The 13,056-nt window shown below is 63.1% G+C and carries 9 protein-coding genes; 3 read left to right on the forward strand and 6 right to left on the reverse strand.

The window, feature by feature from the left end; genetic code table 11:
• The 3 genes from VEK15_01665 to VEK15_01675 form a co-directional block, all read left to right on the forward strand.
• Window positions 1–2,007 (forward strand): DNA gyrase subunit B (locus VEK15_01665; protein HXV59370.1); only part of this gene is annotated, 2,007 nt, incomplete at its 5' end.
• Between the two features lie 47 nt (window positions 2,008–2,054).
• Complete coding sequence (gyrA, locus tag VEK15_01670) at window positions 2,055–4,508, forward strand: DNA gyrase subunit A (GenBank protein ID HXV59371.1); 2,454 nt, start codon at window positions 2,055–2,057, stop codon at window positions 4,506–4,508.
• A gap of 160 nt (window positions 4,509–4,668) precedes the next feature.
• Window positions 4,669–5,349: a hypothetical protein gene (locus tag VEK15_01675; protein HXV59372.1), complete on the forward strand. Its 681-nt coding sequence runs from the start codon at window positions 4,669–4,671 to the stop codon at window positions 5,347–5,349.
• Between the two features lie 12 nt (window positions 5,350–5,361).
• On the opposite strand, the gene VEK15_01680 is transcribed toward VEK15_01675, so the two are convergent.
• The 6 genes from VEK15_01680 to rsmI all read right to left on the reverse strand — a co-directional run bounded on the left by VEK15_01680 (window position 5,362) and on the right by rsmI (window position 13,054).
• Window positions 5,362–7,473: a UvrD-helicase domain-containing protein gene (locus VEK15_01680; GenBank protein HXV59373.1), complete on the reverse strand. Its 2,112-nt coding sequence runs from the start codon at window positions 7,471–7,473 to the stop codon at window positions 5,362–5,364.
• Between the two features lie 11 nt (window positions 7,474–7,484).
• On the reverse strand, window positions 7,485–9,326 hold the full coding sequence (gene glmS / locus VEK15_01685; protein ID HXV59374.1) for a glutamine--fructose-6-phosphate transaminase (isomerizing): 1,842 nt from the start codon (window positions 9,324–9,326) through the stop codon (window positions 7,485–7,487).
• A gap of 5 nt (window positions 9,327–9,331) precedes the next feature.
• A complete protein-coding gene (locus tag VEK15_01690; protein ID HXV59375.1) occupies window positions 9,332–10,462 on the reverse strand; it encodes a hypothetical protein in 1,131 nt (376 codons plus the stop codon).
• Complete coding sequence (gene yvcK / locus VEK15_01695) at window positions 10,459–11,478, reverse strand: uridine diphosphate-N-acetylglucosamine-binding protein YvcK (GenBank protein ID HXV59376.1); 1,020 nt, start codon at window positions 11,476–11,478, stop codon at window positions 10,459–10,461. Before yvcK ends, VEK15_01690 begins: the two co-directional genes overlap by 4 nt.
• A 28-nt stretch (window positions 11,479–11,506) precedes the next feature.
• Window positions 11,507–12,052 (reverse strand): tetratricopeptide repeat protein, encoded by a 546-nt coding sequence (locus tag VEK15_01700; protein HXV59377.1) that lies wholly within the window; start codon window positions 12,050–12,052, stop codon window positions 11,507–11,509.
• A 156-nt stretch (window positions 12,053–12,208) separates the two neighbouring features.
• Entirely contained in the window at window positions 12,209–13,054 is an 846-nt protein-coding gene (gene rsmI / locus VEK15_01705) for a 16S rRNA (cytidine(1402)-2'-O)-methyltransferase (protein ID HXV59378.1), read from the reverse strand.
• Window positions 13,055–13,056: the final 2 nt, after the last annotated feature.

A 13,056-nucleotide genomic window follows, 5' to 3' on the forward strand; every position in this document is an offset into this window, starting at 1 on the left:
CGCGATGGGAAGGTCTATCGTCAGAGCTACGTGAAGGGAAAGCCCGTCGGCCCCCTCGAGGTCGTCGGCGCCACCGACAAGAGCGGAACGACCATCACGTTTCTCCCCGATGACTCGATTTTCGAGACCATCGATTTCAGCTACGATTCGCTGTCGCAGCGGTTCCGGGAGCTCGCGTTCCTGAATGCGGGCATTACCATCACGCTCAGCGACGAGCGACAGGCGAAGGAGAAAGAGTTCCGCTTCGACGGCGGTATCGTCTCCTTCGTCGAGCACTTGAACAAGAATCGCAATACGCTTCACCCTTCTCCCATCTACTTTCGTGGAGCCGCCGAGGGGATGGAATGCGAGATTGCTCTCCAGTGGAATGACACCTACCAGGAGTCCGTCTTCTCCTTCGCCAACACCGTCAATACCCACGAGGGAGGAACTCATCTTTCTGGGTTCCGGGCATCGTTGACGCGATCGCTGAATCACTATGCCACCACGAATCAGCTGACGAAGACTCTTGTTGGAGGCATCGAAGGCGAAGACGTTCGCGAGGGGCTGACCGCGGTGATCAGCGCCAAGGTCCCGTCACCGCAGTTCGAAGGCCAGACCAAGACGAAGCTGGGTAACACCGAGGTCAAGGGATTCGTGGAAGCGCTGGTCAACTCGGAGCTCACCCGATTCCTCGAGGAGCATCCGAATGAAGCGCGCCGAATCGTCGCCAAGGTCGTGGACTCCGCCCGAGCCCGGGAGGCGGCGCGTAAGGCGCGCGACCTCGCTCGCCGGAAAGGCGCGCTCGAGACCACTTCGCTGCCGGGAAAGCTCGCTGACTGTCAGGAGCGCGACCCGGCGCTCTCCGAGCTGTTCATCGTGGAGGGCGAGTCCGCCGGCGGCTCGGCAAAACAGGGACGCGATCGACGCTTTCAAGCCATCCTTCCGCTCAAGGGGAAGATTCTCAACGTCGAGAAGGCACGTCTGGACAAGATGCTCGAGAACGAAGAGATCAAAATCATGATCGCCGCCCTCGGCACGGGCATCGAGGAAGACTTCCAGCTCGCCAAGCTGCGCTACCACCGCGTCATCATCATGACGGACGCCGATGTGGACGGAAGCCACATTCGCACGCTGCTTCTCACCTTCTTCTTCAGGAAGATGCCGCAGATCATCGAGGCGGGCCACCTCTACATCGCCCAGCCGCCGCTTTACAAAGTCAAACGAGGCAAGAAAGAGATCTACTTCAAAGACGATCGAGAGCTAGACCGGTTCTTGCTCCAGCGCGCCGTGGAAAATCGCCGCGTCATCGTTCCTGCGATCAGCCGGGAGTTCGAGGGAGAGGAGCTGGAACGTCGCTTGGAGAAAATGGTCGCATTCAGCAAGCATATGGATCGTCTCTCTCAGCGGGGCTACCCCGCAGTCGTTCTCGCGGAGTTCCTGCGGGTTGGGGCCGACGAGACCATGCTCTCGAACCGGGAGTGGCTAGAGGAAGCCCTCGAGCCTTTCCGTGAGCTGGGGCTTCGGGCCACGGTGCTTCCTGACGAGGAGAACAATCTCTTCAAGATCGTTCCTGGACCGAGCGCCAACGGCCAGCGCTGGGTGCGTTCGATCGGCCGCGACTTTATGGCTGCGGCCGAATACCGGACGTTGCTCGATCTGTACAAGGAAGTAGAGCCGTTCGAGAGCCCGCCGCTGATCGTGGCTGCCGTGCCGTCGGCAGAAGGCGAGCCCGCGGGCGGGGAAGAGCGTCTCGAGCTCGGGTCTCGCGACGCTTTGATCGATCACCTCCTTGCCGCGGGCAAGAAGGGGTTACAAATCCAGCGATACAAGGGTCTCGGTGAGATGAACCCGTCTCAGCTGTGGGAGACGACCATGGACCCGGAAAAGCGGGTCCTTCTCGGCGTAAAGATCGACGACGAGGTCGACGCCGACGAGATCTTCACCATCCTCATGGGCGATGCGGTCGAACCCCGTCGGCATTTCATCGAAGAGAACGCCCTCGAGGTTTCCAATCTCGACATTTGACGCCCGAGTCTCGTAACCCGACGTCGGGAATACAGGAGTAGATCACGATGGCCATTGCGGCTGAGCGTGTTCCGGTAAACATCGAAGACGAGATGCGGCGGTCCTATATGGACTACGCCATGTCGGTCATCATCGGGCGGGCCCTGCCCGACGTCCGGGACGGCCTGAAACCGGCGCACCGCAGGGTTCTCTACGCGATGTACCGTGAAGGACTCCTCCCCAACCGGGCCTACTCGAAATGTGCCGGGATCGTCGGCGAAGTGTTGAAGAAATACCACCCTCATGGGGACGCCGCCGTCTACGACACCCTCGTGCGCTTGGCCCAGGACTTCAACCTCCGGATGCCTCTGATTGATGGGCAGGGCAACTTTGGCTCGGTGGACGGAGATCCCCCGGCGGCCTACCGGTATACCGAGGCGCGGCTCACGGCTCTAGCCGAGAGCATGATGCGCGACCTCGATAAGGACACCGTCGACTACGTGCCGAACTTCGACGGCAATACCAGCGAACCGGTGGTGCTTCCGACGGCGTTTCCCAACCTACTCGTCAACGGGGCCGCGGGAATCGCCGTAGGGATGGCCACGAACATACCGCCCCACAACCTGCGTGAGGTCGTGGATGGAATCCTGCACGTCTTGTCGAACCCGAGTCATACCGACGCCGAGCTGACGGATGCTCTACTCGGGATCGTACACGGGCCCGACTTCCCCACGGCGGCATTCGTGCACGGCCGTCGAGGAATCGAGCAGGCCTACCGCACGGGGCGCGGGTCGATCCAACTCCGGGCGCGTGCCACCATCGAGGACGTGGGCAAGGACCGGGAAGCCATCGTCGTTACCGAGATACCGTACCAGGTGAACAAGGCCAAGCTGGTGGAGAAGATCGGAGAGCTCGCGCGCGAGCGCAAGATCGAGGGCATCGCCGACATTCGCGACGAGTCGGACCGCAACGGAATGCGCATCGTCATCGACTTGAAACGCGGTGAGGTCGCCCAGGTCGTCCTGAACAATCTCTACAAACATACGGCGCTGCAGACCGGCTTCGGCATCATTCTGCTCGCCATCGCCGACAGCCGTCCCAAAGTACTCTCGCTTCTGGAGCTATTGCGGCTCTTCCTCGATTTCCGCCGGGACGTGGTACGCCGACGGACGGCCTTCGAGCTTTCGAAGGCCGAGGAAAGGGCCCACCTCCTCGAGGGATTCGTTGTCGCGCTCGACCACCTCGACGAGGTCATCGCCCTGATTCGGGGCTCGGCGTCACCCGCCGAGGCGCGGGAAGGCCTGATGGGCAACTTCGAGCTCACCGAGGTTCAAGCGCAGGCGATTCTGGACATGCAGCTTCAGCGGCTCACGGGCCTGGAGCGCGAGAAGATCGCAACCGAGTACGAAGAAATCAAGGAAAAGATCGCCGAGCTCAAAGCGATCCTCGCCAGCGAATCGCGGATCGATGCCATCGTTCGCGAGGAGCTCGAAGAGACCAAGGAACGATTCGGAGACGATCGGCGGACCGAGATCGTCGCCAAGACCCAGGAGATCAGCGTAGAAGACATGATCGCGGAGGAGGATATGGTCATCACCGTATCCCACTCCGGCTACATCAAGCGCAGCGCCTTGAGCGTGTACCGAAAACAGAAACGAGGAGGCAAAGGCCGCATCGGGATGACGACCCGCGAGGAAGACTTCGTCGATCGGCTCTTCGTCGCCTCGACCCATTCGTACATCCTCATCTTCACCGACCGGGGGAAAGTCTACTGGCTCAAGGTGCACGAGATTCCCAGCGTCAGCGCCGCGGGGAAGGGCAAGGCGATCGTGAACCTCGTCTCCATGGGTCGGACCGAGAAACTTGCGGATGTCTGCTCGGTCAAGGAATTCCCCGAAGACCGCTTTGTCCTCATGGCGACGCGGAAAGGAATCATCAAGAAGACCCCGCTCTCCGCCTACGGCAACCCGAAGTCGACGGGAATCATCGCCATCTCCATCGACGACGAGGACGAGCTCATCGCCGCCACGATCACCGACGGCGCGAGCGAGGCGGTGCTCGCGTCGCGAAACGGCAAAGCCATCCGATTCAGCGAGACCGACGTTCGACCCATGGGCCGAACCGCTCGTGGTGTCAAGGGAATCGAGCTGAGGGGGGACGACATCATTGCCAGCATGGCGGTGGTCGAGGAGGACGGAACTCTCTTCACCGTGACCGATCGCGGTTTCGGGAAGCGAAGCCGGGTCGATGACTACCGCGTCCAGACGCGAGGGGGCAAGGGGGTCATCAACGTCAAGACGACGTCGAAGAACGGACGGGTCGTGGCGGTGCCCTTCGTGCGGGACGAAGACGAGGTGATGGTCATCACCGCGCACGGGATGATCATGAGGCTTCGGGTACAGGATTTCGCGATCCTGGGGCGCGCCACCCAGGGGGTTCGTCTCATTCAGCTCGAGGAGCCGGACTACGTTGTCGCGGTCGCGAAGCTCGCCGAGAAGGAAGAGGCCGACGAGGGCGCCTGATTGGCCGGGTTGGCCTACTAGCCCCGCAGCGTATTAGACTGCACCTCACCAGTGCCGTTTGCTACTTTGGTCCGGAGTGTTGGCTTCGGCACGAGTCGAGGTCGATGCGATCCGTCAATGGCTTCAGCCGAACCCCCCCTGTCTCCGAGGCCATGAAAGCGTGAAGCGGGCACGGAATCGCTCGAGCTGGTCCGCAATCCTTCCCGCCGTGCTGATCGTGAGCTGTCGAAGCACCGAGCAGGAGTTGATCGACCGGTTCTTCGCCGCTTCCCAAAGAGGAGACAACGAGACCGTGGCGGCATTATCCATGGTGGCGTTTCCCGAAGAGCTGACCGAGTGGCGGGTACTCGGAATCGGCCAGGCGCAGACGAGCCCCTACGAGATTCCCGAGCTGCGCCGGGCCGTGGAGGAGGCGGAAGACGCTCGCGACGCCCAATTCAAGGAGTTCGGTGCGTTCCGGCAGGAGAACTACGACGATCTCGCGCGTATCCAGCGGCTGCTGCGTCAGAACCCCGAGCACGCGTTTTCCGGCCGGCTCGGTGAGCTCCAAATCGCGTGGGACAACTACCGCGAGGAGCGGAAGGAGATCGTTGCCGGGCTGCATCGGGCGGAGCAGGAGCTCGAAGGAGCATTCCGGCGGGTGACCAAGTCGCTGCAGCGGGAATCTTCCCCGGAGTATCTGGTCGGCGAGACGGTGCAGAAGCGGGCGCGGGTGCGCGTCTCGACGGGCGATCGAGACCGATTCTACTGGGTAACCCTCACTCGATATGAGCTGCGAAACCAGTTCGACGCCGTCGTCCCCGCTCGCTGGATCATCACCGAGATCGCTCCCGAGTCATAGAAGCCGGGGGCCCTAGCCGACGACATCCAGCTTGGCGTATTCGGCAACGAGCCGCTTTCTTCCCGCCTTGTGGAAGACGACGGTCACGCGGCAATCCCGGCCGGATCCGGAGGAATCCACGACACGCCCGTCACCGAACACCGCATGTCGGACGAGAGCTCCCGCTCTCAGCCTGGCCTTGTGAGGGGAAGCTTTCGTTCTCGGGGGTCGCGCCTCGCTCGAAGTGGGGCTCAGCAACGCTGCGTCGATCTCGGTGACGAAACGACTCGGCACGCGGTCGGTCTCGGCATGCGAAAAGCGCCGCCGGCGCGCATAGGACAGAACGAGCCTTCTCTTGGCCCGGGTCATACCCACGTAAAAGAGCCGGCGCTCCTCCTCGATCTTTCTCCCATCGCTCATCGCGTGAACGTGAGGAAAGAGCCCTTCTTCGAGGCCCACGAGAAAGACGGTGTCGAACTCCAGGCCTTTCGCGGCGTGCAGCGTCATCACGAGACAGCGCGCCGGCGCCGATTCCGTATCGGCGTCAGTGAGGAGGCTCACGCGGTCGAGAAACCCTTCGAGGGACGGCACGGTCTCCGAGGCCTCGTACTCCGCGGCAGCCGCGACGAGCTGCTCCAGGTTGTCTTTCCGCTCGACAGCCGACTTTTGTCCTTCTCCCTCGACCAAGGCCAAGAGACCCGATTCGGTCACGATCCTGCGCAGCGTGCGGCTCGGCCGGTTGGACTCGAGCCCCTGTTTCAGGCGCGTCACGAGCTCCAGAAACGTTCGCAGTCCCGAGCGTGCTCGCCCGGAAAGGATGCCATCGTCGATCAGCGCCGAGGCGGACTCGAACAACGACGAACGCGTCGTTTCCGCGCGCGCCCTGAGCAGAGAGATCGTTTGGGTGCCGATACCGCGGGGAGGGACGTTGACGACGCGGGAGAAGCTTGCGTCGTCGTCGAGATTCGACAAGAGTCTTGCGTAGGCGATGGCGTCTTTGATCTCGCGGCGCTCGTAGAAGCGGAGCCCGCCTAGGATTTGATGGGGAATGCCTCGTGCCACGAGCTCTTCCTCGAACGGACGGGACTGAGCGTGCGTACGGAGTAGGATTGCCGAGCGCGCCGCGGGATTCTCCAAACGAGTGCCCTCGAGCATCTGAGCGACGAAATGGGCTTCGTCCCGCTCCTCTTCGGCGGCGTGGAGAACGGGTTTCTGGCCCTCGTCGAGCCAGGCGATCAGGCGCTTCCCCTTCCGCTCGCGATTGTGGCGGATGACTGCGTCGGCTGCCCTCAGGATGGCTCCCGCGGATCGGTAGTTCGTCTCGAGCGATACGACCCGTGCCTCGGGGAAGTCCCTCTCGAAATCCAGGATGTTACGCAGATCGGCGCCGCGAAACTTGTAGATGGACTGGTCCTCGTCTCCGACTACGAAAACGTTCTGGTGGGGAGCGAGCAGGCGCAGCAGCCGGTACTGGGTCCGATTGGTGTCCTGATACTCATCGACGAGGACGTGGCGGAAGTGATTCGAGCAGAATGCTTGTGCACGGGTGGAGCACTCTAGAAGCTCCACTCCTTGCAAGAGAAGGTCGTCGAAATCCACACTGCCTTGCTCTTCCATCCGTTTCTGATAGCGACCCGCGACCCTCGCGATGACCGGATCGACGCCGTCGTCTCGCTGCGAGCCCCCGAGCCCGCGATGCTTGAAGGCAGAGACGGCCGCCGCGACCCGTCCGATCGGGTATTCCCGGTCGGATACGTTCGACTCCCGCAGAATGCCCCGCAACAAGGCCCGCCGGTCGTCCTCTCCACAAACGGTGAAGCCGGGGGCAAGACCGACGTCTTCGCCAAATCGGCGCAAGAGCCTCAAACAAAGCGCATGGAACGTGTGCAGCCAGACCGGCTCCGCGGCCTCGCCCAGCATCTCCTGCACCCGTCGCCTCATCTCGCCCGCGGCCTTGTTGGTGAAAGTCACGGCGAGGACGGCGTCGGACATCACGCCTCGGTCGCGAATCAGGTGCGCGATCCGGTGGACGATGACGCGGGTTTTCCCCGATCCGGCGCCGGCCAGCACCAGAGTCGGACCCTCCGGGGCGGTGACGGCGGCCCGTTGCTGGTCGTTCAATCCTTCGAGCACGCTGGGCAGCACGGCCCAGAATATCACTCGACGGTGACCGATTTCGCCAGATTCCTCGGCTGATCCACGTCGCAGCCCCGGATGAGCGCGATGTAGTATGCCAGCAGCTGGAGAGGGATGACGCAGATGAGCGGCGATACGGCTTCGGAGTGTCGCGGCAGTTTCACCACCCGGTCACGATCGTCGTCCAATATCTGGCCGAGCCGGTCCTCACCCTCGGTCGTGACCGCGAGGATGCGAGCTCCACGGGCCTTGGCCTCCTGGATGTTGTTGACGATCTTCTCGAAGAGCGAGTTCGCGGGCGCGAGCACGACGACGGGCATGCGTTCGTCGATGAGCGCGATGGGCCCGTGCTTCATCTCACCCGCGGGGTACCCCTCGGCGTGAATGTAAGAGAGCTCCTTCAGTTTCAACGCTCCCTCGAGGGCGATGGGAAACAGGAGTCCCCGTCCCAGAAAGAGGAAGTTCTCCGCAAGGTAGAAATCGCGGGCCAGGGCCTCGATCTCGGGGGCGAGCTCGAGCGCCAGCTCCATCAGGTGCGGTGCCCGAGCCAAATCGTCGAGCCGTCCCCGGGCGGCCTCGGGCGATAGGCGGGAGAGTTTCTGAGCGAGCTCGAGTGCCAGCAGATACAGGACGAGGACCTGCGACGTGAACGTCTTCGTGGCCGCAACCCCGATCTCGGGGCCGGCGTGGGTATACAGCGTCTCGTGACACAGTCGGGAGACCATGGACCCCACCACGTTGGAGATGGCGAGTGTGTGGGCACCGGACTCCTTGGCGCGCTTGAGGGCCGCCAGAGTGTCAGCCGTTTCGCCCGATTGGGTGACCCCCACGACGAGGTCCCGGCTTCCAAGCAGTGGAGGCCGATAACGGAACTCGGACGCCACGTCGATGTCCACGGGAATGCCGGTGAGCTCCTCGAGGTAGAACTTTCCGACCTGCGCCGCGAGCCAGCTCGTCCCGCAGGCGACGACCACGATCCGCCTAGCCTCGCGAAGGAAGTCAGCGTCGAGCCCATTCGTGCTCAAGTGCAAGCGCCCGGAATCGAGTGAATAGCGGCCGAGAAGCGTGTCGCGAACGGCTCGAGGCTGCTCGAATATCTCTTTCAGCATGAAGTGCTTGAATCCGCGCTTCTCCACCTGCACCGGGTCCCAATCGATCCGCTGCGCCGGCCGCTCGAGCGCCTGGCCGTCGCGGTCGACGACGCTCACTCCGTCGCGTCGGATTGTGGCCACGTCTCCGTCATCGAGAAAGATCACCGAACGCGTGTAGCTCAGAAACGCGGGAACGTCGGATGCGAGAAACGACTCGCCTTCTCCCAAGCCAACGACGAGCGGGGGGCCGTTGCGCGCGCCCACGAGAAGGCCCGGGACCGCGGTCGAGAGAGCCACGAAAGTGAACGCACCCTCCAGCTCCTGGAGCGACTGCCTGACGGCGAGCAAGAGATCGCCCTGAAAATGTTTCTCGATCGTGTGGGCAATGACCTCGGTGTCGGTTTCCGTGACGAAGCGATGGCCTTCCCCGGCGAGCCGCGGCTTGAGGTCGAGATAGTTCTCGACGATTCCGTTGTGGACGACGACGATCGTGCCGGTACAGTCACGATGCGGGTGGGCGTTCTCCTCGTTCGGTCGCCCGTGGGTGGCCCAGCGCGTATGGCCGATCCCGTACGAGCCGTTCATGGTTCCCGGTCTGACCTGGCTCGTCAGATTGTGGAGTTTCCCTTCGGAGCGAAGCACCTTGAGCTCGGTTCCATTCGCGACAGCGATCCCCGCGGAGTCGTAACCGCGGTATTCGAGTGACCGAAGACCAGCGAGAAGTGTCTCGGTGGTCGAGCGTTCGCCCACGTATCCAATGATGCCGCACATGATGTTTAGCCTTTCGTTTTCTTGAGACCGCTCTTTTTCCTCTTCCTTGCCCAGCCGCGCTTCACGAGCTGACGAGTCCTGGCGAGAGCAAGTGCGTAGGCGGGAACGTCCTCGACGATGCACGAGCCCGCCGCTACATACGCGCCTTTTCCGACGCGCACCGGCGCCACGAGCTGAACGTCGCTGCCGATAAAGGCGCCGTCCCCCACGACGGTTCGATGTTTCTGCACCCCGTCATAGTTGCAAGTAATCGTCCCGGCGCCGATGTTCGATCCCCGGCCGACGGTGGCGTCGCCGAGGTAGCTGAGATGGGGCGCCTTGGCGCCTTCTCCCAGCCGGGTGTTCTTGAGCTCCACGAAGTTTCCGACTCGCGCGTGGTCCGAAACGTGGGAGTCCGGCCTCAAATGCGCGAAGGGGCCAATCGAGACGCCTCGTCCAATGCGGCTCGATCGGATGAAGCTATGATCGAGCACAACCGTACCCGCGCCGATGGACGAATCCACGATGTGGGAGAAGCTCGAAACCACGCACTTGGGACCGATTCGGGTGTTGCCTTCCAGAACGACGAAGGGGTGGAGCACCGCGCCTCGGCTCACGACGACTTCGGGATCGACGAGAACGCCGGTCGGATCTCCGATCACGACGCCCTTGTCCATCAGGGCGGTCACCTTCCGCCGTCGGAGGATGGAAACGGCCTTCGCGAAGGTGCCGGCGTCGGAAACCCGCAGAATCTCTTCGTCATGATCGGGGAAAACCGGGGTCGCGTCGAGACGGTGCGACAACCCGTTCAGGCTCGGGCCCAAGGCCCCAAGAGCTTCCGCGGAGGGCGCGTAAACGACCCCGCTACCCGCTAGAGTTCTGGCCCCCCCGTTGCGGCGGCGTTTCGCGAGGCGTCGCAGCGAGGCGCCGGTCAAGAGCGGAAGCTCTGCCGGCATCAAGAGAACGGGACCCCGCAGCCGACCGAGACCGCCGGGGTGGCAGAACTGGATTCCCGGTGGAGCCTGCGGCGATATCCAGACGACGCGCCCTACCCCGAGGCTGCTGGCGGCTTGAAGGGTTCTCCTCCAGACCGGCACACCGAGCAGGTCAGCCGAGGCGTACGTGCTCGTTTTCGTCCACAACGCCAGCGTCGTCATCCTAGAACCCGCTGTCCGCCAAGAGATACCCGTGCGCGATGGAACAGCTCGAGAAGTGCTTTGGCTGTCCGAACACCGTCGTGGCGGACAAAGGGGCCCGGCAGAAGCAAGTCCTCCACGGCGACGGGGCAGTACGGGTCGTCGCCGGGGTCGAGCCTCACCGGCAACGATCCCTCGTCTCGGTATCGCGCAAGCGTTTCCGTCGGAACCGGTCTGCCGTTGGCGAGAATGTGCGACAGACGAAGCCCGGGGCAATGATCGGTGAGCGCGCGGACGTGGTCGGTCAGCGAGTAGCCCGTCGTCTCACCCGGCTGCGTCATCACGTTCGAGACGAGCACCACCATCGAATTGGTCGAGGCGAGCACGTCGCAGACCCCGGGAACGAGGAGGTTGGGCAGAAGGCTGGTGTAAAGCGAGCCGGGTCCAAGAAGGACCAGGTCTGCTTGCCGCAGGGCCACGAGAGCGTCCTCGGGCGGAGCGCAATCCGGAGGATCGAGATAGACGCGACGAACCCGGGCGTCGGCCTGAACGATGCTCGTCTCCCCGCGAAGTCGGCGACCGTCCTCGAGCTCCGCGACGAGCGACACGCACGCCGTGGTGGAGGGAAAGATGCGTCCGCGAACCGCAAGGACGTGGCCCGCCGCGCGCAGAGCTTCGGAGAAATCACCGGTGACGGCCGTCAGCGCCGTCAGAAAGAGGTTGCCAAAGTTGTGGCCGCCCAGGTCACCGTTTCCCGCGAATCGATACTGAAAGAGCGAGGAGAGGAGCGACTCGTCTTCCGACAGCGCGACGAGGCAGTTTCGAATGTCCCCGGGCGGCACCATTTGAAATTCGTCTCGCAACCGTCCCGAGCTGCCGCCGTCGTCGGTGACCGTCACCATGGCGGCGATGTCGGCGATGTAAACGGACTCGTTCGCGGAAGGTTGCGGTGGCTCGACGTACCGTCGCAAGCCGGCGAGGAGCGTGGAGAGTCCCGTCCCCCCGCCGATGGCGAAAACTCTCAGCCCGTAGATCATCCGAACCCCAGACGTGTTGTAGGGGGATTTAGGTGGACAGCGCCGCGGCGATCTCTTCCGACCCGAGAACGCTCGCGAAATCACGGTCGCTCTTGGCGTGTATCCGGGATGTCGGATCACGCTGAATCGCGAGCCGCAGATGCTTCGCCGCTTCCGTGGCATCCCCGGCGCGAGCGTAGGCCGCACCGAGGCAGTAGCGGATATGCGGGTCGTCGGGGAGCTGTTCGAGCCCCTTGGTGAAGCATTTGATGGCTTCCTGAGTATTGCCTCCGTTGAGCTCGAACACGCCCTGGGTAACGAGCTCTTCACCACTCTTGGGACGAGCCGGAGGCGCCATCTTCCGCTCGCAAACGACTAGGTAGGATTGCACCCGGTCCATCAGCTCCTGCTCGGAACCGAAGCTATCGCGCAGGCGCTCGAGCTGCTCTTTGGCCTTCTCGACCTCGTCCTTGTAGAGAGACTTCAATGCGCGCTCCAGGCCGTCGAGAGCCTTCTGGTAGTTTTCGAGCTCGGCGGACCCACGCCCGGCCCGCTTGCTCCGGACACTCGCTTTTGAGCGCTTCTTCTGTGGCATGAGACCTCCTACTTTCCGGCAGGGAGCCCGATTCGGAGTCTGCGATCCGAAGCGGATTGAATTGCCAACGAATCAACAAAGAGGTTGGGAGCATTGATTATAAGTCGTTGCGAGACGAGCGGTCAACCACGACGGCCCAAGTCGGAGGGAAGATTGTCAGCGAGGATCGGATTGTCCGGATCCGGACACCGCGAAAGCCTGGTAGATGGCCCGGGCGGACAGGCCGTGCTCACGAGCAAGTGCCCGGGCCGCATCCCGCGCCGCGAGCCCGGAGCGCCGGAGCTCCGCGAAGCGCGAGGCGAGGGTTTCCAGAGGGATGGGTCGTTCGGGCGATCTACCAGCGACCACCAGCGTCAACTCTCCCTTGAGGCTCTGGCATTTGGCTCTGACGGAGAGCTCGCCGAGGCTTCCCCACCAGTGCTCTTCGTGGAGCTTCGTCAGCTCTCGCAAGAGCACCGCCTGACGATCGCCGAGGACCGTAGCGAGCTCGCTGAGCAGCCGAGCGATGCGGCCAGGAGCCTCGAATAGCACGACGGTATGCGTGACATTTCGCAGCGAGTCGATCGCACGATGTCTCGCCTGCCCTCGGGGGGGAAGAAAACCCACGAAAGTGAACGGGGTCGTCGGGAGTCCTGAGATTGCCAACGCCGCGATTGCCGCGCTCGGCCCGGGGACTGCTCGAATGGGAACCCCGGTCTCTCGTGCCGCTCGTACCAGACGGTAGCCCGGATCGGACACGAGAGGGGTTCCCGCGTCCGAGACCAGAGCGACGTCGTCGCCCGATCGAAGCCGCTCCAGCAGTTGTGGTGCGCGTCGCGCCTCATTGTGCTCGTGATAGCTCGTTACCCGGGTGGCGACCCCGAACCGCCTCAAGAGCTTGCCGGTTACCCGGGTATCCTCGCAGGCAACGATGGCCACGGAGCGTAGAACATCGAGCGCCCGTTCGCTCACGTCTCCGAGATTTCCAATCGGGGTGGAGACGACGAACAACGTCCCGGACATCC

This window comes from Vicinamibacteria bacterium (genome assembly GCA_035620555.1).
Classification (GTDB): Bacteria; Acidobacteriota; Vicinamibacteria; order Marinacidobacterales; family SMYC01; genus DASPGQ01.